Here is a 22108-nt window from a genome sequence, read left to right on the forward strand (position 1 = left end):
ACCAGTGATTTATAGTTAAAATTGACCGATTGCTTATTAGCATTAACCATTCCCATGTTTTAATTCATGAACGGCATGTAAGCTTTACCTTTTTAATACTATAAAAAAGTGAAAAGTAGGATGAAAATCGATTTTTTGCGAATTTTTGATTAAGTCAAAAAAAAATTCTTTTAAATCCGTCTTATTCTTGAAATATAATCTATCTGTTTAAATATAATTTAATGCCCTATATTTCAAATACTTAAACTTTAGATAGACGTAAGAAAAATTCCTTATGTGTTAACCAATTATTAAAAAAGATGCATTTCATCGATAAAATCTGCCTTTTGTGGTTAAATTTTCAATTCTTTTACCTACATTTAACTTTATAAATACGATTTAATGGAAAACTATGTTATCGTTTTGGGAATGTATTTGATTTTGATGCTTTTCTTCAAAATCTTTTTCTCGGTTTCTACCAGAGAGTAGTAAAAGTGTTCCCCGTAACGACCCCTAAAAAAATTTCAGCACTTGATGTTGAAACATGAACTAAGAAAAAAATATAAAAATCTCAGGCAAGAAAAATCTTTCTCGCTCCTTTCAGATTTGAGTATTACTCTAACCAATCATGTACTTCAAATCCCTATCTGGGATTTTTTTTATTTCCATATTTTCTTAAGTATTGAGCAAAGTAAAGAAGTTGATACATTGCCCTTAATTACAATGTTGCAGGGAAAGGATAAAAATATTGTGGTCCCTAGAATAACAGGGGAGAGTTCTATAGAGAACTATCTTCTTACGGATAGTACCAAATTCAAAAAAAATAAATGGCATATTCCAGAACCAGTAGACGGAATAGTAGTTCCCGAAAGTAAGATAGATGTAGTTTTTATACCATTATTGGCCTTTGATGTAAAAGGTAATCGTGTTGGTTACGGCAAAGGGTATTATGATACTTTTCTTGGGAAATGTAGAAAGGAGACTATTAAAATAGGCTTATCAATTTTTAATGCCGAAGACCGCATAGATGACATTCATAAAAATGATGTTAAGTTGGATTATTGCATAACACCGGATAAAATTTACAGATTCTAACTTTCTGCGTTCTCCTTGTCTGTTTTTGGGAAAGCTTTTTTATTGAATACAATTAATATACCCACCCCTGTACTTATAGCTGTATCCGCAACATTGAACACAGGTTCAAAAAAACGAAAATTATTGCCTCCAATAGAGGGAACCCATTCTGGCCAAGTAGTATCTATCAATGGAAAATAAAGCATATCAACAACTTTACCATAAAAGATTTTTCCATAAGGGTCATCTGAAAACAGTGTAGCAACTTGACCACTGCTATCATTGAAAATCATTCCATAGAAAACAGAATCGATAATGTTGCCCAATGCTCCTGCAAAAATGAGCGAGACTGCCAAAATCAAGGTTTTGGGTGATTGCTTTTTAATAATGTCCCAAAGCCAATAACCAATTCCAAAAATTGCAAAAAGTCTAAATATGGTGAGTACCAGTTTTCCGGTCGATTCAGATATAGGGAGCAGATCACTAAGCTTTGTTCCCCATGCAGCGCCTTCATTCTCTATAAAAAGTATTTTGAACCAATCGAAAACTATAGTAGATTCGCCGAGAATAAAGTTAGTTTTTACGTAAATTTTGCTAATCTGGTCAATTACCAAAATTAGTATAATGATTAACAGGGACTTCTTTAAATTCATTCCTTTTAAAACAGATTGGGCAAAAGTATGGATATTATTTTGTTTTCTTTAAGTAGATATTGCCTTCCACAGTGTTCAAAATATATTGGTTTTCTCCAAGCGGTATAGTTCCATTATCAACTGTTCCATATATACTTTTCGCCATAATTTCCCCGTTGTTCGCTGCGAGAAAAATATCGCCTTTTTGAGTATCGACCTCAACGGTCTCCGTAATATTTTTCAATCTGCAAGTTCCATCTGATAGCTTAATTTTTAAACTCTTGTACTTTCCTTCGGCCAAGACAGTACTATTGGTTCCATAAATGGAAACATCTTTGTATTCAGGCAATGTAATATCCAGCTCAATGGATATAACTTTATGTGCACTGAGCTTATCATTTGGGTTCGTAAAATTGGGCTGAAATCCAGCACTTATCAATGCCGTCGTTCCTTGGTTTTCTATATTGATCAATAAATCCTTTGAGTATTCACCTTCAATACTTGCCACGACACGAACTTCGCTTGTACTTGCAGTGCCAAGATTTACTTTATAACAATACTTGGAATCTATCTGTATAGATTCGGTCCTAGCATCTATAAAAGCCTTCTTTACCAATTTTTGCCCCTGTAGGGAACTGATAGTAAAAAAAACAGTGAGCAAGAACAGGGATTTCATAAAAAATGCCCAATGCACTTTACTATTTCTGCATATTCTTGGCCTCAATACTCAATGTAGCATGTGGTACCAGCTTTAATCGCTCCCTATTTATAAGTTTTCCCGTAACACGGCAAATACCATAGGTTTTGTTCTCTATTCGCAACAAAGCGTTCTTTAGGTCCCTAATAAATTTTTCTTGGCGTATTGCCAGTTGGGTGTTCGCTTCTTTGCTCATGGTCTCGGAACCTTCCTCAAAAGCCTTAAAAGTTGGTGAGGTATCATCGGTGCCATTGTTTCCGTCGTTCATATATGAACTTTTGAGAAGGTCCAAATGTTTTTTGGCCTTATCTATTTTTTCTTCGATCAGTGCTTTAAATTCTTCTAAGTCCTTATCCGAATATCTTATTTTTAAATCTTCTGCCATGTTCTAATGTTTTTGGATAAACAATTTTGTATTCACTTCATCAAAGGCAATTGCCATGCCTTCGTCTAATTTTTCTTCAAAATTAAGTTCTGCTGTCAAGGTTTCGGTCTTTATGTAGGCTTCGTTACTTGAAACCGCATTTTCCACAAAGCCGTCCTTCAATATTTTAATATCGATTTTATCGGTCACTTCAAATCCTGATTCCTTTCTCAAATTTTGAATTCTATTGACCAATTCCCTTGCAATTCCCTCTCTTCTCAAGTTTTCGTCTATGGTCACATCCAAAGCAACCGTTAAAGAACCGGAACTTGCCACCAGCCAGCCCTCGATATCCTGTGAGCTGATCTCTACATCCGTTAACTGTAATTTAATGTTTTTATTTTTCAATGCAAGCATTAATTCGCCTTCTTGTTCAATTTTTTGGATGTCCTCTTGACCCAATTCATTCACAGCGACGGCGATGGCCTTCATGTCTTTTCCAAATTTGGGCCCTAAAACCTTGAAATTGGGTTTTATCTGTTTTACTAAAATTCCCGAAGCATCATCCAGTAATTCTATTTCCTTTACATTGACTTCCGATTTTATCAATTCCGAAACCGCTTCGATGTCTTTTTTCTGCTCATTGTCCAAAATAGGAATCATGATTCTTTGCAGTGGTTGGCGTACTTTGATTTTTTCCTTCTGACGTATGGATAGCACCAATGATGAGATTTTTTGTGCCAATTGCATTTTCCGTTCCAATTCCTTGTTGACCATTGCCACATCAAAAGTTGGAAAGTCCGCCAAATGTACACTTTCAAAACCCTCTTTTTTGGTTGTTGTGTTCAAATCTTGATATAATCTATCCATAAAAAAGGGTGCAACAGGAGCTGACAATTTGGCTACTGTCACCAAACAGGTGTACAATGTCTGGTATGCCGAGGTTTTGTCCTCTTGATGATCATCGCCTCCAGAGTGATTATTAAGAGCTGGCTTCCAAAAACGTCTTCTGCTCAATCGCACGTACCAGTTGCTCAAATTCTCCTGAACGTAGTCCGAAATCATTCTTGCTGCTTTGGTCGCTTCGTAATCTGCGTATGCTTCATCCACATTTTGAATCAAGGAATGTAGTTCCGAAAGAATCCATTGGTCTATCTCCGGCCTGTTCTTCAAAGGAACGTCCGCTCCTGAATAATTGAATTTATCAATGTTGGCATACAGGGCCATAAAGGAATAGGTGTTGTAGAGTGTTCCAAAAAACTTTCGCTTCACTTCTACGATGCCGTCAATATCAAACTTGAGATTGTCCCATGGATTGGCATTTGAAATCATATACCATCGTGTGGCATCTGCACCGTGTTCCGGTAATACTTTAAATGGATCAACGGCGTTGCCCAATCGTTTGGACATTTTTTTACCCTCTTTATCCAATACCAGACCATTGGAGACTACATTTTTGTAGGATACAGTATCAAAAACCATTGTGGCAATAGCGTGCAACGTATAAAACCAACCTCTGGTCTGGTCTACACCTTCGGCTATAAAGTTTGCGGGAAATGCGACCCCACCATCTATCAATTCTTTATTTTCAAAAGGATAATGCCATTGTGCATAGGGCATAGAGCCGCTGTCAAACCAAACATCAATTAAGTCTGACTCCCTTTTCATGGGTTTTCCAGATGCAGAAACCAAAGTGATTTGATCTACGATATTCTTGTGCAAATCAATTTTATCATAGTTGGATTCGCTCATATCGCCTACTACAAAATCTTCAAATACATCCTTTTCAAGTACCCCAGCTTCAACAGCTTTTGCCATCTCAGTTTTTAGTTCTTCTACAGAACCGATTAGCATTTGCTCGCTTCCGTCCTCTGTACGCCAGATAGGCAATGGAATTCCCCAATAGCGGGAACGGGAAAGGTTCCAATCGTTTGCGTTTGCCAGCCAATTGCCAAAACGTCCCTCACCTGTAGCTTTAGGTTTCCAGTTAATCGTTTGGTTCAGCTCAAACATACGGTTTTTAACATCTGTGACCTTAATGAACCACGAATCCAAAGGATAGTATAAAATGGGTTTATCGGTACGCCAACAGTTTGGGTAACTGTGTACATACTTTTCAACCTTAAAGGCTTTGTTCTCTTCTTTTAGTTTGATGGCAATTTCAACATCTACGGAACGCTCAGGTGCCTCGCCATCATTGTAATATTCGTTTTTTACATATTTGCCCCCAAATTCCTTGAGTTCAGGTCTAAACTTTCCCTGCAGATCAACCAAAGGAACTGGGTTGTTATTTTCATCCAGAACAAGCATGGGTGGGATTTCTGGCTTTGCCTGTTTTGCCACAAGGGCATCATCCGCCCCAAAGGTAGGAGCTGTGTGTACAATGCCGGTACCATCCTCAGTAGTTACAAAATCCCCTGCAATGACCCTAAATGCATTTTCAGGGTTTTGATATGGCTGAACATAGTCGATAAGCTGTTCGTATTCGATGCCCACTAAATCTATACCTTTTGCTTCGGCAATAATTTGGTAAGGGATTTTTTTATCCTTGGATGTATAGTTAGCAAAATCTTCCTCACTTTCGGCTTCAAAGAACTTGCCGCTAAATTGCTTACCGACCAAGTTTTTTGCCAAAACCACATAACTTGGTTCAAAAGTATATTGATTGAAACTTTGAACCAGAACATAATCAATCTTTGGTCCCACGGTCAACGCGGTATTTGATGGCAGTGTCCACGGTGTGGTCGTCCATGCCAAAAAATAGGCTTCCCCAGACCCCTCTAGAGGGGAGGAAAGTCTAAACACTTCCCAAACTGATTTCTTTCCTTTGGAAGCTATAGGGATTTTGAACTGGGCCGTAACCGTGGTATCCGTAACATCTTGATAGGTTCCCGGTTGGTTCAACTCATGGGAACTTAATCCTGTACCTGCTTTTGGGGAATAGGGCTGAACGGTATATCCTTTGTACAAAAGACCTTTATCATAAATCTGCTTTAGCAACCACCAAACAGATTCCATGTACTTGGGCTTGTAGGTAATATAGGGATTGTCCATATCTACCCAATATCCTATTTTTTCGGTCATCTCGTTCCAGACATCCGTATAGCGCATGACCGCTTTTTTACAGGCTGCATTGTATTCCTCTACAGAAATCTTTTTGCCAATATCTTCCTTTGTAATTCCAAGTTCTTTCTCAACACCGATCTCAATAGGCAATCCGTGGGTGTCCCACCCCGCTTTTCGTTTTACCTGGTATCCTTTCATGGTCTTGTACCGTGGAAAGATATCCTTTATGGTTCGTGCCATTACATGGTGAATTCCAGGCATACCGTTTGCCGAAGGCGGTCCCTCATAAAACACATAGCTTTCTTTCCCCTCTCTTGTGGAAATACTTTTTTCGAAAATTCCGCTCTTTTTCCAGAAGTCCAGAACTTCTTCTGATACCTTTGGTAAATCCAATCCCTTATATTCCGCAAACTTCATAGTTAATCGCTACTTCTTCAAGAATTCCAAGTTTGCAAAATTAAAAATTTAACTTGAATTATGGCGTTCCAAATCAGGTATTTGGATTTGCTTGTCACCCGGCAGTCTTATTAAAGTGCTTGATCCATAGCGTATCGATGCGGAGATGTCTCTCGCCCAATTTGACATCTTTGATTTAAATAATTCTTATAAGTTCTTTTTTGTATTCAAAAACTATATCCCAGTCCCAAAATAAAATTTGTGCCAGGGGCCACAATCCCAGAAGAATAGGTCCTGTAACGTTGATTGGTCATGTTTTCCAAACTGATTGTTGTCCTCAAAGTATTTGATAGTTGATATTGTGACCTAAAATTTAAGGTATACCATGAGGGTGAAAAGGGGTTTCCGTTGTCATCCATTGCATAGATAAAATCCTTGCTGCGTTCCGATAATGCCAAATCGTTGAAATCAATTTCGCCATTAAAATTTAAGAATAAATCTGTTTTTAATTTTTGGTTTTGCCAAACTAAATGGAAATCTCCGAAGGTAGGGGCTACATGTCTTGCCGCAGAGTCAGTTCCGTTATCGTCCTCTTCTATGCCTTCGGTAAGGGTCAAATTTGAAAAAATGGACCAATTGTCGCTCAAAAAAGCTTCCAATCCAAATTCAAAACCATAAACATATGCTTTTGCAGCATTTTGAATCGCCTGAACGTTGCTCAATTCTCCGTTATAAACAATTTCCGATTCTCCATCAAACTGATAATCCCTTCTTACTAGCGCATCTACCAAATATGTATAAAAGGCAGTGCCCTTTAAAACAAGTTTGTCATTGAAGTTACGTCGTATCCCCGTTTCAATATTGTAAGCATATTCCGGTTCCAAGTCTGGATTGGGAACCACCACTGATCCTGGTTCCGAATCAAAAATTTTACCAATATCATCTATGTTGGGCGCCCTAAAACCTGTGGAACCGTTCAATGTTACCTGAAGATTCGCCTTAGGAAACCAACTGAACCCAAGGCTTCCCGTAAAAGCACCTGTAATCAAATCTGCTTCTTCAAAAGGAAAAGGATAAAACGTTGTATCAAATTGTGCATCTACCCACACCTGACTGTAACGAGCCCCAGAAAGAAAAGTGAAATTGGGCTTAAGACGGTATTCTGCATTGATATATCCTGCGAATGTCTGCCAGGTGGACCCATCTGGATATCTGGACGCTGTTTCAGTAACTTCATTGGTCTCTATATCTTCCTTGCTTCCTTCTGAATTGACTTTGTTGAAGATATATTCGGCTCCATAATACAACCGAAGGTCCCCAATTTTTTTATTTTCAAAATCAAGGTTTATTGAAAGTGCATCCACTTTTTCACGTGTGGTAAACCGTTCCACATCTTGAAAGTTTCTGTCGTTCCTGCTCTCTTCAAAATACTGATAAGCTGTTGTGAGCCTAACACCATCATAAAACTTGTTCTTTCCTTTTTTTGTTAACTGAAAATTTCCCATGAACCATTTTTGCGGTCCATAGAACCATTCTGCGGAACGCAGTCCATCTCCATCGCTATTTGGACGAATAAGTCTGTCGTATCTTGAGAAGTCCGAAGTTTCTGAATAATAAAGGCCTAAGTCATAATTCCAAGTGGTGTTGGGTTTATAGGTAAACTTTTGAAGAAAATTTATTTGGTCGTACTCTGAAGTTATCTGTTTTCTGGGATCGTTATTTTCCACTAAAACATCTGTGCCGTTTTCCCTAATAACAAAGTTATTGCGAAGGTAAGAGTCCCGCCCATATTCCCCCATTACTAAATCATCAAAATCGTTATAAGTAAAACTGGTGTATGATGCCCATTTCTGTTTCCCAAGATTAAAATCCACATGTGCGGTGTTCTCATTGTTCGCCGATGCAAATCTATAGTTTGCATTTCCTGAAAAAGTGAGGCTGTCCGTAAATGACAGTCTTGGTTCTATCGTAAAAAAATTCATTACCCCACCAATAGCGTCACTCCCATAAATGACAGAGCCAGGACCGAAGATCACTTCCGTGTTTTTAATGGTAAATGGGTCTATAGAAATCACATTTTGGATATTACCCCCTCTAAAGATTGCATTGTTCATGCGCACACCATCCACGGACAGCAGTAACCTATTTGTGGCAAAACCCCTTATCATTGGGCTTCCCCCCCCCAATTGGCTTTTTTGCACAAAAACTTTTCCGCTATTCTGAAGAAGATCGGCCGATGTTTGGGGCGTAGTAAATGAAATGGTCCGAGCGTCTATGGATTCTATTTTTTGTGGGATATCCTTTTTTTGTTGTTCCCATTTGGAAACGGACATTACCACCTCTTGCAGTTCTTCCAATTTTAAGTCCAAATAAACTCGGTTGCCCTGCCTTGCTATTCGCATTTTGGTTGCCTCGTAAGTTTGATAACTGATGTGCTTAAAAATTATTTTCTCGCTTTTGGAGAAAATATCCAGCTTACATTTTCCATCAAAGTCAGAAACCACAGTCTTGGATTTGTCTTTATTGTAGACCGCAATATTGGAGATGGGATTGCCCGTAACCGCATCCAAAATGGTAATTTCTTGTGCCAATACGGTATAGGGAACCAATAAAAAAAATAGGACAAAACCCTTCCAGTGCATATTATTCAAAAACTGCGTTTAAAACCGCCAAAGACTTCGGTTTTCTAAAGCTGTGCAAATGTAATTCAAAATACAGAATAACTTTTTTTAAGAGTTCCTGTCTAAGCGATTTGCTCATTTGTATTGCATTTAATGCATCAAAATTTATGCCTAAAAATTTTTTAAAATAAACCAAGCTTTCATCTTCAATTAAAGGATTGAGTGTAGGTGTTCTGTAAAAACTTCCTTCCACCAAATCAAAATATTGTTCGTCTTTAAAGGAAATGTCTGGATAAAATCCCAGATACTTGGTAATGTTCAGCAAGAACAGAATATGAAAATTTGAATTTGATGGATGCCCGTCCAACCAATACAGGGCATATTCCAAATAATTAAAAAGAGCGCTGTCTTTTTCCTGCTCTTGAATACTGTTCCCCAACATTTCCGAAAGAAAAAGAACCATACTATTCTTGACAATATCCGTATGTAGGGTCTTGTACGGCTCAACTACCCTTACCTCTTTTATACTTTCCAAGGTCCCCTTATTCTTATGGTTCGCTACAATTTCCAACTGCATCAAGGGTAGAAAATATGCGGCTTTTACTTTTCCCCTTTTAGCGGACAGGATACCTTTTAGCAAATAAGCCTTTAAACCATCAGATTCTGTAAAGGTTTTTACGATCAAGCTGGTATCTCCATATTTTAATGAAGAAAGCACTATTGCCTTTGTGGTTACTTGCATTTACTGAAGTTGAATCTATATAAAGATAATCTGAAAAAGTTTGAGATACGAAATTGAAGGTTCCCAAATCTGCAAAAAAGACCATCAATATAAAGTAGCTACGACAATCCTTTATATATAGCCAATCGTATAATGGTGTTTGAAAAACTTTCTCCACCAAGCGAAAAGACCTCTCGAGCTTTTGAAAGCCCGGGAGGTCTTTATTTGCATTTTGTATTTCTAACGTTGTACCTTAAATTACTCCTTGGGCCAGCATGGCATCGGCAACTTTAACAAAGCCTGCGATGTTTGCCCCTTTTACATAATTACAATACCCCTCTTCTTCTTTGCCATACTCGATACAAGAATCATGAATATCTTCCATAATTCCTTTAAGACGTTCATCTACCTCTTCCCTTGTCCAACTGATACGAAGTGAGTTTTGCGACATTTCCAATCCAGAAGTGGCAACACCACCTGCATTTGAAGCTTTGCCTGGAGCGAACAATATCTTTGCATTATAAAAAGCATGAACTGCATCTGCGGTTGAAGGCATGTTTGCACCTTCGGCAACACATATACAACCATTGTCTATTAACATTTTAGCATCATCTTCGTCCAGCTCGTTTTGGGTGGCACATGGCAAGGCAATATCACATTTTACATTCCATGGTGTTTTCCCTTCATGATATTCCGCATTGGAATATTCTTCTACATACTCAGAAATCCGGCCCCTACGGTTATTTTTTAGGTCCATGACCCACTCTAGCTTTTCTTGATTAATTCCGTCTTTGTCATAAATGTAACCACCTGAATCGGATAAGGTTATAACTTGTGCTCCCAATTGGATAACTTTTTCAGCAGCATATTGCGCTACATTTCCTGAACCGGAGATTACAACTTTTTTCCCTTCAAAATCATCTCCTTTAGTTTGCAGCATATTTTGTGCAAAATATACGGTACCGTATCCTGTTGCTTCCGGTCTAATTTTTGAACCTCCCCAAGAAAGGCCTTTACCTGTAAGTACCCCGGTAAATTCGTTTCTTATCTTTTTATATTTTCCAAATAAAAACCCTATTTCTCGTGCGCCAACACCAATGTCACCGGCGGGCACATCGGTATTTGGACCAATGTGACGGCATAGCTCGGTCATGAACGAATGACAAAAACGCATTACCTCATCATCGGATTTTCCTTTAGGATCAAAATCCGAGCCTCCTTTACCACCGCCCATGGGCAGCGTTGTTAAGCTATTTTTGAAAACTTGCTCAAAAGCCAGGAATTTTAAAACGCTTGCATTAACGGTAGGATGAAATCGTAAACCTCCTTTATAAGGGCCGATTGCTGAATTCATTTGGACACGATAGCCGCGATTTACATGAATCTCACCATCGTCATCTACCCATGCTACTCGAAACGAGATCAAACGCTCTGGTTCTACCATCCGTAAAAGGATATTTTTTCCATGATAGATATCATGCTTTACAATATAGGGTATAACGGTTTCTGCAACCTCTTGTACCGCTTGGATGAATTCTGGCTCATGACCGTTTCTGGTCTTGACCTCATCCATAAATGCTTTGATTTTTGCTTCCATAAAACGGATTACTGATTTTTTGATTCCAAAGTGGTTCTTTGGACTTATTTTAATAGATTAGGAATTAGACGGCTAAATTATACTATTTGCATAATTTGAATATGCTTTTTTTGAAAATTTTGCAAAATTTTACTAGCCTATCGCTTGTTCTAAGTCAGCTATTAAGTCATCCACATCCTCTATTCCTACGCTTAACCTGATCAATGCATCTACCACCCCGCTTTTTTCACGTTCTTCTTTTGGAATACTGGCGTGTGTCATACTTGCTGGATGGCCCGCTAAACTCTCGACCCCGCCCAAGGACTCCGCAAGTGTAAAAACTTCCAATTTTTCAACTATTTTAATCGCATCATCATAGCTGCTTCCGTTGGGAACAAAAGAAATCATTCCGCCAAAATCATCCATCTGGGCTTTAGCAACATTGTGATTTGGATGTGTCTCAAAGCCTGGCCAGTATACTTTTTCGATTTTTGGATGTTTGGCCAAATATTCCGCTATGGCTTTTCCGTTTTCACAATGCCGTTGCATGCGCACATGAAGTGTTTTTATTCCTCTAAGCGTTAAAAAGCTATCCATAGGACCGCAAACGGCGCCACTGGCATTTTGAATAAAATACAGTTTGTCCGCCAAATCCTTATCCTTGACCACCAAGGCGCCGACAACTAAATCACTATGCCCTCCCAAGTATTTAGTTGCCGAATGCATGACAATATCAGCTCCCAAATCAAGTGGACGCTGTAAATATGGTGTAGCAAATGTGTTGTCCAAAGCTAATAGTAAATCATGTTTTTTTGCCAAAGCTGATGCAGCTTTAATGTCTATTACGTTCATCATGGGGTTGGTTGGTGTCTCTACCCAAATGAGTTTTGTTCTATCGTTAACCTTCTCTTCAATTGCGGCAATACTTTGCATCCCTATAAAATGAAATACAATGCCATATTTTTCAAATATCTGTTTGAAGAGACGATAACTCCCACCATATAAATCATTGGTCGAAACCACCTCATCTCCAGGGTTTAAAAGTTTTATAACCGCATCGATTGCAGCAAGTCCGCTCGCAAATGCCAGTCCATACGTGCCATTTTCAATACTTGCCAAAGAGTTTTCCAACGCAGTTCTTGTTGGGTTTGCACTACGGGAATATTCAAACCCTTGGTGCCCGCCCGGAGTGGTCTGTGCATAGGTAGATGTTTGGTAAATTGGGGGCATGACCGCTCCATAGGCTTTATCTGGATGTTGTCCTCCGTGAATGGTCCTACTGTTGAATTTTAAATCTTTTTTACTCATTTTTTTTCTAAATCTGCGTACAAATGTATCGTTATCTTTTGGAGTAATCAATGATGTATTATTTTTGAAGACCCTAAAACCTCCAACATGAAAAAATCCGTAGGCATACTCCTTCTTTTATTGATAGCCATTGGTTGCGAAAATAGTGATAAACTTACTTTTGAACCGCTACAAATGGTCGGCGAGGATTGCCCAGTTTGCCCTAAAATCGATATAAACATTCCAAAGGCCATTGATGATACTGCAATTGCAAAAACCATAAATCGCAGTACAGAAGAAGAAATTATCTCATACCTTTCATTTGATGCGGAAGAGGATATTGAAAATTTGAACGATGCGATAGCATCTTTTACCGATAGCTTTAAAGAACTGGCAACCAGATTTCCCGAAGATAATATTGGATGGGAGGCAAAAGTTGATGGCAAAGTTGTTTACGAAAACAAGAACATTTTAACGCTTGCAATGAATACATATATTTTTACGGGAGGTGCACATGGATATGCGTCAACCACATTTTTAAATTTTGATAAAACAAATGCGGTAGAATTGGACAATTGGGAGCTTTTCGACGATTTAGAGAGTTTTCAAAAGTTTGCCGAATCCAGATTTAGAGTCCAAGAGAATATTCCCGAGGATAAAAATATAAACGCAACTGGTTTCATGTTTGAAAAAGACATTTTTCACTTGGCAGAAAATATTGGATACACGGAAGATGGGATTCAATTTATATACAATCAATACGAAGTTGCTTCATTTGCAGATGGACCTATCGTACTGACTTTATCCTTCAATGAAGTGAATAAATATTTGAAGAATAAAATAAAATCCTGATTCTCATATTTTTTTCATTTCTCTAAATAGTATAAGCACCAAAACACCTAATCCAAATAATAGCGAATTCCGCCACCCAGCAATAATGTAGTGTCGTTAAGGTAACTGTTAAAATGATAGAATCCGGTAATGGGCAGAACTATTGAGAAAGTATCCGAAAGGAAAAAATCCAGTTCAAAAGTGGCAAAGCCCCCATAGATAAAAGAACTCTCGGCATCCACGGCATCAAATGGGAAATTAGTTTCACCACGATTAATGTATTTATAGCCCAAGGAGGGACCACCACCTAAATACATGAAAAATCCTTTTTTTGGCGATGTAACCAAGGTTGTAAAGTATCCAAGGCCCAACATGTAATCATCATATGGAAACTCAAGGCCTGCAACGGGCTGTTCTTTGGAAGAGGCGAACACGAACGAGGCCCTAAAAAAATCCGTGGTACTGTGGAAATAGTTGATATTACCATTTATACCGTATCCGTTTGTCTTATAGCTTGGAACAAAATCAAAGAAAAAATCGCTTCTTTGTGAATAGGCCTTTTCTAAAGAAAATGTAAGTATGGCCAAAAATGCGAAGCAGCGTAGGCAAGTTTTTTTCATATTAATAAAGATTTGGGGGGCCAGCTGCTAATGCAAATATAATCGGATTATATAAAAAGTCAATTTTCTACCCGATACACTTTTCCCAAACATATTTTAATGGAATTGAAAACAACATATCTATTAATTTAGATATATAAATATTTAAGTTATATTTGTGCCATGAATATTGTCGAAATCAGTAAAGTATTATCCAATAAAACCAGGGTCAATATTCTAAAATGGCTAAAGGACCCTGAAGCTAACTTTCCGCCACACCAAGATATTGACCATTTTAATGATGGCGTTTGTGTTGGGTTCATTCAAGATAAAACTGGATTATCGCAGTCTACTGTTTCAACTTATTTAAATACGATGCAAAATGCCAATCTGGTCATACCCACAAGACATGGCAAATGGACGTATTATAGAAGAAATGAAGATGTTATCAAAAACTATATTGAAGCCTTAGAGACAGCTTTGTAATTTTTAGTTCTACATATCTATAATTAGCGAAACATAAATATATTAATCATGGAGGACAATATATATTTTAGTGCCACGAAAAATATTCCAAAACAGGAAAATACAGACAGGACCATAAAAAGAAGAATCATAAATTTTCTTTGTTCTTTCAAAATAAATGAAGCTGAATATTTATCTAAAACAAAATAATATGAAAACTATTGGTTTAATCGGAGGGATGAGCTGGGAATCCTCTAAAGTGTACTATCAATATGTAAATGAAATAATAAAAGAAAAGCTGGGAGGCTCGCATTCTGCAAAATGTATACTTACTTCTCTGGACTTTGATGAAATTGAGCGCTTTTCTTTCTCAGGTGACTGGGAAAAAATTGGAAAGTTGATGGGTATCCACGCAGAAAAACTTGAAAAGGCTGGAGCAGATGTGATAGTGCTCTGCACCAATACCATACATTTAGTGAGTGATGCCATTACCCAAGCAATCAAAATTCCATTTTTACACATTGCAGATGCAACAGGTGAAGCAATTGTAAAATCAGGAGTGAAAAAAGTTGCGCTCTTGGGAACAAAGTTTACTATGGAAAAGGATTTTTATACCAAGATTCTTAGAGAGCAATACAATTTAAAAGTTCTGGTCCCGAATGCAAAAGACATGGACATCCTTCAATCCATTATATATAATGAATTGGTTAAAGGGATTTTTAAGACTGAATCTAAAGAAAAATGCTTGGAAATCATTAAAAAAATGGAAGATCAAGGTGCTGAAGGTGTAATTTTGGGATGTACCGAACTACCTTTACTCATATCTGACGACGAAGTTGCCATTGCCACTTTTGATACTACACGAATCCATGCACAAAAAGCTATAGATTTTGCTCTTTCTTAGCAAGGCATGAATTAATTTTGATTTCTTAAAAAAGACAATCTTAGAATGAAAAAAATTTACCATTTGGGCAGTTGTTCTACCTGTAAGCGCATTTTGAAAGAATTGGAGCCGTTGGATGGAGTTGCTCTTCAAGAAATAAAAACTGAACCTATCACTGCAGACCAACTGGAAGCCATGAAAAATAGGGCAGGTAGTTATGAGAATTTGTTCAGTAGAAGAGCGATGTTGTTCCGCCAAAAAGAACTGCATAAAAAGAAACTTACAGAGAATGATTATAAAAATCTTATCCTTGAGCACTATACTTTCCTAAAAAGACCTGTTATACTTTTAGAAGACAAAATCTTTATCGGGAATTCCAAAAAAGTAGTTAACGCGGCCAAGGGCATATTGCACTCATGAGCAAAAGAACCCTCGCACTTTTAGCCGCTCTTGGCGCTACCACAATTTACGGTATCAACCACACTATTGCCAAAGGGGTTATGCCAGCCCACGTAAAACCTTTTGGATTCATTATGCTCAGGGTAGTCGGTGCGGCTATTTTATTTTGGGGTATTTCCATATTTGGGCCAAAAGAAAAAATTGAGCGAAGGGATTGGGGCAGAATCCTGGTTTGTGCCATCTTGGGAATGGTCATAAATATGTTGGCGTTTTTTAAAGGGCTAGAGCTTTCTACCCCTATCAATAGTGCTGTTTTGGTCACAATTACTCCTATTATCGTAGTTATTCTATCCGCTTTTTTCCTGAGCGAAAAGATAACCCTGAACAAAGGACTTGGAATTGTATTGGGCTTTATTGGTGCTGTGGCGCTCATACTTTTTGGTGCGGAAATACGCCAAGACGCACCCAATATCCCCTTGGGCAATTTTCTTTTCGTGGTCAATGCCACTTCTTACGGAGCTTATTTGATTGTTGTTAAAAAATTGATTGAAAAGTACCATCCCTTTACTCTAATGAAATGGTTGTTTACCATTGCTGTTATTATTAATTTTCCGATTACCCTGCCAGAGTTTCTGGAAATACAATGGTCTTCCATGCCCTTGTGGGCTTATGGTTCCATTGCTTTTGTAGTCATCGGCACTACATTTATGACCTATCTATTCAATGTTTTTGCATTGACCGAACTAAAAGCTTCAACGGTTGGGGCTTTTGTCTATGTGCAGCCCTTGTTCGGAATATTGTTCGCTTTGTTTTCCGGTAAGGACCAACTTACATTGATAAAGGTTTTGGCCACTACGTTGGTTTTGCTAGGGGTCTATTTAGCAAGTAAGAAATCTAAAAATCAGCCTTAGTCATTTTCACGTTTATTGTATCAGTATAAGTATTTGTTAATTTATAAGGGCCATACATCAATTTACTGCCAAAAAATATAGTTATCGTTTGTACTTTACTTCCATAAAATCATTCTGAAACGAAAATCAGGTTGAACTATTAAAACGAATGCTAGATTTTTCCAAACAGATTATAAGAATCGAACAAAAACTCGCCCAGGCAAGAAATACCGATACGGATTTTAGGGTATTCGGTGCAAGTAGTCATAACTATCAAATTAACCAGCCTTTACAGATCAAAGATATCAGGGCTTTTGAAGAGAAATACTCCGTTTTGCTTCCACGGTGCTACCAAGCTTTTTTGTTGAACATTGGAAATGGTGGAAACTCCTACCAGGATTCAGGTGCTGGCCCCTTTTATGGAATTTATCCGTTAGGAAGAAATATAAATGAACTGATTCATTCAAATCCTGAGGTTTTTTTGAAAGAGAAATGTATTTTACATCCTAAGCTTACGGAAGAGGATTGGGACGATTTGAACAAATTTATGGATGACGAAAACATTTCTGATGAAGATTATTACAAAGAAGTTGCCAAAATTTATAGTGGAATATTGCCCATCGGATTTCAAGGGTGCAGTGCATTGCACGCTATTGTGCTAAATGGTACCCATAAAGGAAAGGTCATCAATGTGGATAAGGACGGTAGCAAACCAAATTTTACTTTTGAAAACAATTTTTTGGATTGGTATGAACGATGGTTGGATGAAATCATCTCAGGGCACCTCATTAAAGCTCCTACAAGTTGGTTTGGCTATGGAAGGAAAGATGAAGAATGATTAAATAACAGTTTCAGGGCTTTCTACATATTCTTCGCTGTCTTAAAAAATTATATACTTCGTAATCATATTCATAAACCCATTTAGGCCATTCGTCAATTCACCACATTTAAAATCAGATAGGTCCTTTACCTTCTGGTTTTTATATTTCCTATGGCCAATAGAATTATTAGTTTTTTTCAAAAAAATAGAGTTTGCATATTTTTTGTATTACTGTTCAATAGTACACTTTGCAATGCCCAATCGTTCCCTGTCAGCATAGCGGTTCGGAATGTGGGCGCATCGCCCACGCAACTGTCGTCCTATGCCGATGCCGCCCAGGCCAACGGCCCCCTGCTGGCAATACTGGCGCTCAACGACCTCAACATCACCGGGCGGGAAGTACAACTGCGGATGTCCTTTGAGGGTGGCGGAATCGATTTTCAGAGTGTGCCGAACCCCATAGGTGCGGGCCCCTTCTTTCTGGACGGCGGTATCCCCCTGGCGCTAGGCGCCCCGGAGCTCGCCCCATATTTTGAAATAGCGAACGTTACGGGCATTTCCCCAACGGTCTACGGCCGCCCGCTGCCCGAGGGCTCCTACCAGATCTGTTTGGAGGCCTTCGATGTGCTGACGGGCAAGCGCCTCTCGGCGCGTTCCTGCACCAATGTGTTCCTGTTCCAGAACCGGCCGCCCTTTTTGGTGCTGCCCGCCAACGGGTCGCAGGTGGACGAGACGAACCCGCAGAACATCGTGTTCCAGTGGACGCCCAGACAACTCAACATCACCAACGTGGAGTACGAGCTCAGCCTGGTGGAGATCTGGGACGGTACCATAGACCCGCAGGCCGCCTTTTTGTCCGCTCCGCCACTTTTTCAGGCGACCACCACGGCCACCAGCTATCTCTACGGCCCCGCCGACCCCATATTGCTTCCCGACCGTGCCTATGCCTGGCGGGTACGGGCCAAGGCCGTGGACGGGGCCGAGGGTGTGGGGCCGTTCGAGAACCAGGGCCATAGCGAGATCTTCTCCTTTGTGCACATATCGCCCTGCGAGGTGCCGCCCAACCTGAGGCACGAGGTGCGCGGCAGCGCACAGGCCAACATCCTTTGGGACGACCCCACTACCACGGTGCCCGAGTTCACCGTTCGCTACCGGCAAAAGGGCGCGGGGAACGCTTGGTTCATCAACCGCACCACCGCCAACTGGACCACGCTCTGGGACCTGAGGGCGGGAACGCCCTACGAGTACCAGCTGAAGAAGGACTGCGGGCTGGGGGAGAGCGGCTGGAGCACGGTGCGGGAGTTCACCACCGCCATGGAGACCGAAACGGGGGACCTGTACCGATGCGGCATATCGCCGAAAATCGACATACAGAACCAAGAGCCCTTGTCCAACCTTTCCCCGGGAGAGCAGTTCGTTGCGGGCGACTTTACCGTAACAACGACCCAGGTGAACGGGGGCGAGGGCTACTACAGCGGCAGGGGCCATGTGCGCATTCCCTATCTGGGCAATGTAAAGCTGGCGGTGCATTTTGACAATATACTCCTGAACACCGACCGCCAGCTCTTACAGGGCACCGTGGTGACCGAATACGACCCTACGATGCGGAACATTTTGGATACGGGGGATGTGGTGGAGACGGTTGGGGAATTGGGTGGGGCTATCGGGGACCTTTGGGACGAGCTATTTGGTCAGAAAGAAGAATTGTTGAACCAACTGGCAGAAGCAGAAAGCTTTGAAGAACAACAAAATTTTATCTCCCAAATTAATGATTTAGAGGTGACCATTGCGCAACAGATAGACCAAATACCGAGTAGGGAAAGTCTACCGCAGGAGTTACAAGATGAATTAGAGGGGCTAAAACAGGAAGGCAGCATAGTAGCAAATAATACCTTGACCCCACAAGAAATAGCGGACATTTCTACCGCGGATGCCGAACGAAGGGAACGGATCAGGGAGATTGCAGAAGTTGCGGAGGATATGGGAATTTTTGGAGATAATTTGGAACACCATGTAATGGCAATAATAAATGGGTATTGGTGTGCAAAAAACAATGGAGAAGAGAACTTTGAATATTTCTACGGTCGCGGACTGTCCTTCTTCGACTTTCGGGGAAAACTCAGTGAATTAGGCCTAGGAAGAGTTGATATTGAATTTAAAACCACGGGTGAAAACCACGGAAAAAAAGAGATTTCCATACAACATAGCATCAAGTCAGGAAAAGTTTTAGAAAATGTGCCCGAAGCATCGTACGACGGACACTGTATTGTTTTCAGTTCCTTGGATATCTTATCGGGGAATACAAACGAATTTAGGATTTGCTTTCAGGCCGAAGAAGACTTGGGCAAGTTCGAACAAGAATTTTTGGATTCCGCTCCTACAGAGGAAGACTTCTATTATACAAACCTTAGACAGAAGATTGATCAAGACATTTCCTCTGGCAACTATGACGATACCCATCTATTATTGACCATGCTCCCAAGGTGCGAGATTGAAAATTTCAGTACGGCACAACGGATTTCCTTGATCAACAGCATGCTTGATGATTCTACAGGAACTGATGGCCTACAGGAGCAGTTGATTATCCGTTTTTTGGAGGAATATGGCGATGCACAAACAAGTGCAATGGCCGAGGTGTACCGTTCCATTGATCTTAGGAGACTCTTCAAAAGGGTCGACGATGAAGAATCAGACCTGCTCACCTATGCCATTAGTGACTATGTTGGCAAGTACCACAGCTTGAATAAAAAAAAATATGGAGGCACCGCAGACCTGTTTCAGTTAAGCGCATGGGATTTTGGAAGCAGATATGTCATACTAAAAAAAGGTAACGGTAAGTACAGTTTGCAATTGAATACAAGTGGAGGAGGAGGGCAGGGGGCCTCTTTTAGTTCCTCTGAGAGCATTTTTACCGACACGGACATATTCAGTACTTTTACGATAACGGGAGAGAATTTAGAGATTCCCTATATCCTTCTTTTAAAAGGGGTCCTCACGCAAGAGGACGAACGTTCTTTGCAACAGTTGACCGTTGCTCTGGATATGACCTCTTTGGCCTTTGGTGTTGGGGAGTTAAAGCTGGCCTTTTCTGCAAGCACCAAACTGGCTAGGGCTTTTAGGATTGCTCTGGCCTCGGCAGATATATCGGCGACCGCTGCAAATGTAATTTGTCAAGGAGCGGGACAGGATAGCACCCTTTGTGAAGATTGGCAAAAAGTAGGGGCGTGGGTACAATTTGGTGTTGTTTCGGCCTCTGGTGCGGATCTGTTGTACCAAACGTTGAAGAAGTCCCCTAAATTACAAGATGAAGTTCTGCGGTTAGAGGGAGTGGCTAATGCAAGTAGTGAATTTTTAAAGGGTTTTGTCGGCGTTGTAAGGAGAGGAAATGGAAATGAGTTGGTTGAAGCTGCAAATAGAATTTCAAATCACCGAATAGCGATAAATAAACCATCGAGTGGTAATTTTGGATATGTTGAAGGAAATATTAACGGTAAAGCTGTAGACAACAAACTTTGGAGTAGTGGGTCAGCTGATCCAATTACAGAACCTCAAATTTTCGATGCTATTGAGGTCGGAGGTTGGATTAGAAATACCGATTCGGAGTATAAAATGCTTAACAAGTTGGCAGATGACTTAGGAGGTGTTAAGGGAAGTTCTTATCCAAATGTTACAGGGGAAATAAAGATTGTGTCTGAACGGGATTATTGTGCCTCTTGCCAAGGGGTTTTACAGCAATTTAGCGAAATGTTCCCAAATTTAAAGTTAATTTTAATAGATGGAGTTAGATAGTACCAAAGGAATATTGCATATAGCAACAGGAGATTATGAAATAGTCAAAGATTTAGTGAGTCTCTTTAACGAGGTTTACAAAGAAAGCATTGTTTACAAAGATTCTAAAGATATAGATGGAGTGATGTTTAGTTATATCGATGTTTCGATGTTATCAATCGATAAAATATTCTTATTTGGTTCAATGTTTGGCAGTAAAATAAGAGAGTTAAGAGATGACAAAAACATAGATTGGTAATCTAAGCATGCCTTAGTATCTATGTTTCCTTTTCCTTTGTCAACGAGGAGCGTTATCAGCGGGCTGTGCTGGATGTACAATTACTCTCCGTTGCCACGGGCATAGGAGTCGTTACCAAGATCAAGAAGATAAAGGATATTCTAAAAGGCCTGCGTAATTTTACGAAAGTGCAGTGGGACGAATTCTTTGAACAGGCCAATGCAAGGTTGGGGAGGAATGTAGCTGATGCGGTGGATGATATTCCAAGCTTAATTGCTAAATGGGATAATTTAACGGTAACAGAAGCTAAAAGTCTTTACTCGAAGCTTTCTAAGACAGACCTATTAGGTAGTAAAACAGTAGTTTCACAATCTGAAATATTAGCAGAAATTAACGCAAGTAGCAGTTTAGTTAATCCGTATAATTTTGCTCATTCTATTGACGATATCGTTTTATCACAAGAAGCTTTATTTGTAAGGGTTCACAATTCTTGGAATCCCAATCGACCTTGGTGAGTTGCGATAGAAGATTTTCAAAAATTCACATCGCAAGATGATATGATAAAGAAGCTTGCTTTACCTATTATTGGTGATGGAGGAAAAGTGGTTAAACCAGTAGAGATTTCTATTGTGAAAGTCCCTGCGGGTACAAAAGTTAGAAAAAGTGTTGCAAGACCACAGGATTGGCCAGGACAAAAACATCAACCTGAAGGTTCAATTCAATTTGAAATTAGAGAAAATCAAGCAATTCCAAAGAGTTGGTTTAAACCAATGGGAAATGTGTCGGATTACTTAAATTAGTT

The 22108-nt window shown here is 39.6% G+C and carries 20 protein-coding genes; 11 read left to right on the top strand and 9 right to left on the bottom strand.

Going from position 1 to position 22108, the window contains the following annotated elements:
• Positions 1 to 513: 513 nt before the first annotated feature.
• Positions 514 to 1074 (top strand): 5-formyltetrahydrofolate cyclo-ligase, encoded by a 561-nt coding sequence (locus HME9304_RS06190; RefSeq protein ID WP_112377755.1) that lies wholly within the window; start codon positions 514 to 516, stop codon positions 1072 to 1074.
• Here the strand turns inward: HME9304_RS06190 and HME9304_RS06195 are convergent.
• From HME9304_RS06195 to HME9304_RS06230, 8 genes are all read right to left on the bottom strand, one after another.
• The gene (locus tag HME9304_RS06195; protein ID WP_112377756.1) at positions 1071 to 1706 is read right to left on the bottom strand and encodes a lipoprotein signal peptidase; all 636 of its coding nucleotides are present in this window, start codon (positions 1704 to 1706) and stop codon (positions 1071 to 1073) included. The genes HME9304_RS06190 and HME9304_RS06195 overlap by 4 nt on opposite strands.
• A 34-nt stretch (positions 1707 to 1740) precedes the next feature.
• Positions 1741 to 2361 carry a hypothetical protein gene (locus HME9304_RS06200; RefSeq protein WP_112377757.1) on the bottom strand — a complete coding sequence of 207 codons (621 nt, stop codon included), beginning with the start codon at positions 2359 to 2361 and terminating at the stop codon, positions 1741 to 1743.
• A 22-nt stretch (positions 2362 to 2383) separates the two neighbouring features.
• Entirely contained in the window at positions 2384 to 2767 is a 384-nt protein-coding gene (locus HME9304_RS06205; protein ID WP_112377758.1) for a TraR/DksA family transcriptional regulator, read from the bottom strand.
• 3 nt (positions 2768 to 2770) lie between these two features.
• Positions 2771 to 6229, bottom strand: a complete 3459-nt coding sequence (gene ileS / locus HME9304_RS06210) for an isoleucine--tRNA ligase (protein WP_112377759.1) — start codon at positions 6227 to 6229, stop codon at positions 2771 to 2773.
• A gap of 206 nt (positions 6230 to 6435) precedes the next feature.
• Entirely contained in the window at positions 6436 to 8850 is a 2415-nt protein-coding gene (locus tag HME9304_RS06215) for a TonB-dependent receptor (RefSeq protein ID WP_112377760.1), read from the bottom strand.
• A 1-nt stretch (position 8851) separates the two neighbouring features.
• The gene (recO, locus tag HME9304_RS06220) at positions 8852 to 9571 is read right to left on the bottom strand and encodes a DNA repair protein RecO (RefSeq protein WP_112377761.1); all 720 of its coding nucleotides are present in this window, start codon (positions 9569 to 9571) and stop codon (positions 8852 to 8854) included.
• A gap of 232 nt (positions 9572 to 9803) precedes the next feature.
• Positions 9804 to 11147 (bottom strand): NADP-specific glutamate dehydrogenase, encoded by a 1344-nt coding sequence (gene gdhA / locus HME9304_RS06225; protein WP_112377762.1) that lies wholly within the window; start codon positions 11145 to 11147, stop codon positions 9804 to 9806.
• A gap of 132 nt (positions 11148 to 11279) precedes the next feature.
• On the bottom strand, positions 11280 to 12434 hold the full coding sequence (locus tag HME9304_RS06230) for a cystathionine gamma-synthase (RefSeq protein WP_112379745.1): 1155 nt from the start codon (positions 12432 to 12434) through the stop codon (positions 11280 to 11282).
• A gap of 87 nt (positions 12435 to 12521) precedes the next feature.
• On the opposite strand from HME9304_RS06230, the gene HME9304_RS06235 reads away from it, so the two are divergent.
• On the top strand, positions 12522 to 13265 hold the full coding sequence (locus HME9304_RS06235) for a DUF3298 and DUF4163 domain-containing protein (RefSeq protein ID WP_112377763.1): 744 nt from the start codon (positions 12522 to 12524) through the stop codon (positions 13263 to 13265).
• 47 nt (positions 13266 to 13312) lie between these two features.
• Here the strand turns inward: HME9304_RS06235 and HME9304_RS06240 are convergent, their stop codons facing one another.
• The gene (locus tag HME9304_RS06240; RefSeq protein WP_112377764.1) at positions 13313 to 13864 is read right to left on the bottom strand and encodes a conjugal transfer protein TraO; all 552 of its coding nucleotides are present in this window, start codon (positions 13862 to 13864) and stop codon (positions 13313 to 13315) included.
• 162 nt (positions 13865 to 14026) lie between these two features.
• Here HME9304_RS06240 and HME9304_RS06245 point away from each other — a divergent pair, with 162 nt between their 5' ends.
• The 9 genes from HME9304_RS06245 to HME9304_RS06285 all read left to right on the top strand — a co-directional run bounded on the left by HME9304_RS06245 (position 14027) and on the right by HME9304_RS06285 (position 22106).
• Entirely contained in the window at positions 14027 to 14329 is a 303-nt protein-coding gene (locus HME9304_RS06245; RefSeq protein ID WP_112377765.1) for an ArsR/SmtB family transcription factor, read from the top strand.
• A 190-nt stretch (positions 14330 to 14519) separates the two neighbouring features.
• Positions 14520 to 15212 carry an aspartate/glutamate racemase family protein gene (locus HME9304_RS06250; protein WP_112379746.1) on the top strand — a complete coding sequence of 231 codons (693 nt, stop codon included), beginning with the start codon at positions 14520 to 14522 and terminating at the stop codon, positions 15210 to 15212.
• 45 nt (positions 15213 to 15257) lie between these two features.
• Positions 15258 to 15611 carry an arsenate reductase family protein gene (locus HME9304_RS06255; protein WP_112377766.1) on the top strand — a complete coding sequence of 118 codons (354 nt, stop codon included), beginning with the start codon at positions 15258 to 15260 and terminating at the stop codon, positions 15609 to 15611.
• Positions 15608 to 16501, top strand: coding sequence for a DMT family transporter (locus tag HME9304_RS06260; protein WP_112377767.1), 894 nt, complete (start codon positions 15608 to 15610; stop codon positions 16499 to 16501). The genes HME9304_RS06255 and HME9304_RS06260 overlap by 4 nt, the downstream gene beginning before the upstream one ends.
• A gap of 148 nt (positions 16502 to 16649) precedes the next feature.
• Positions 16650 to 17318 (top strand): SMI1/KNR4 family protein, encoded by a 669-nt coding sequence (locus HME9304_RS06265; RefSeq protein ID WP_112377768.1) that lies wholly within the window; start codon positions 16650 to 16652, stop codon positions 17316 to 17318.
• A 153-nt stretch (positions 17319 to 17471) separates the two neighbouring features.
• The gene (locus HME9304_RS06270) at positions 17472 to 21089 is read left to right on the top strand and encodes a deaminase domain-containing protein (protein ID WP_112377769.1); all 3618 of its coding nucleotides are present in this window, start codon (positions 17472 to 17474) and stop codon (positions 21087 to 21089) included.
• Positions 21076 to 21327 (top strand): hypothetical protein, encoded by a 252-nt coding sequence (locus HME9304_RS06275; protein WP_112377770.1) that lies wholly within the window; start codon positions 21076 to 21078, stop codon positions 21325 to 21327. Before HME9304_RS06270 ends, HME9304_RS06275 begins: the two co-directional genes overlap by 14 nt.
• Before the next feature lie 65 nt (positions 21328 to 21392).
• Positions 21393 to 21821: a hypothetical protein gene (locus HME9304_RS06280; RefSeq protein ID WP_112377771.1), complete on the top strand. Its 429-nt coding sequence runs from the start codon at positions 21393 to 21395 to the stop codon at positions 21819 to 21821.
• A gap of 42 nt (positions 21822 to 21863) precedes the next feature.
• Positions 21864 to 22106: a hypothetical protein gene (locus HME9304_RS06285; protein WP_112377772.1), complete on the top strand. Its 243-nt coding sequence runs from the start codon at positions 21864 to 21866 to the stop codon at positions 22104 to 22106.
• The last annotated feature ends 2 nt before the right edge of the window (positions 22107 to 22108 follow it).

Origin of the sequence: Flagellimonas maritima (genome assembly GCF_003269425.1) — a bacterium.
Taxonomy (GTDB): Bacteria; Bacteroidota; Bacteroidia; order Flavobacteriales; family Flavobacteriaceae; genus Flagellimonas; species Flagellimonas maritima.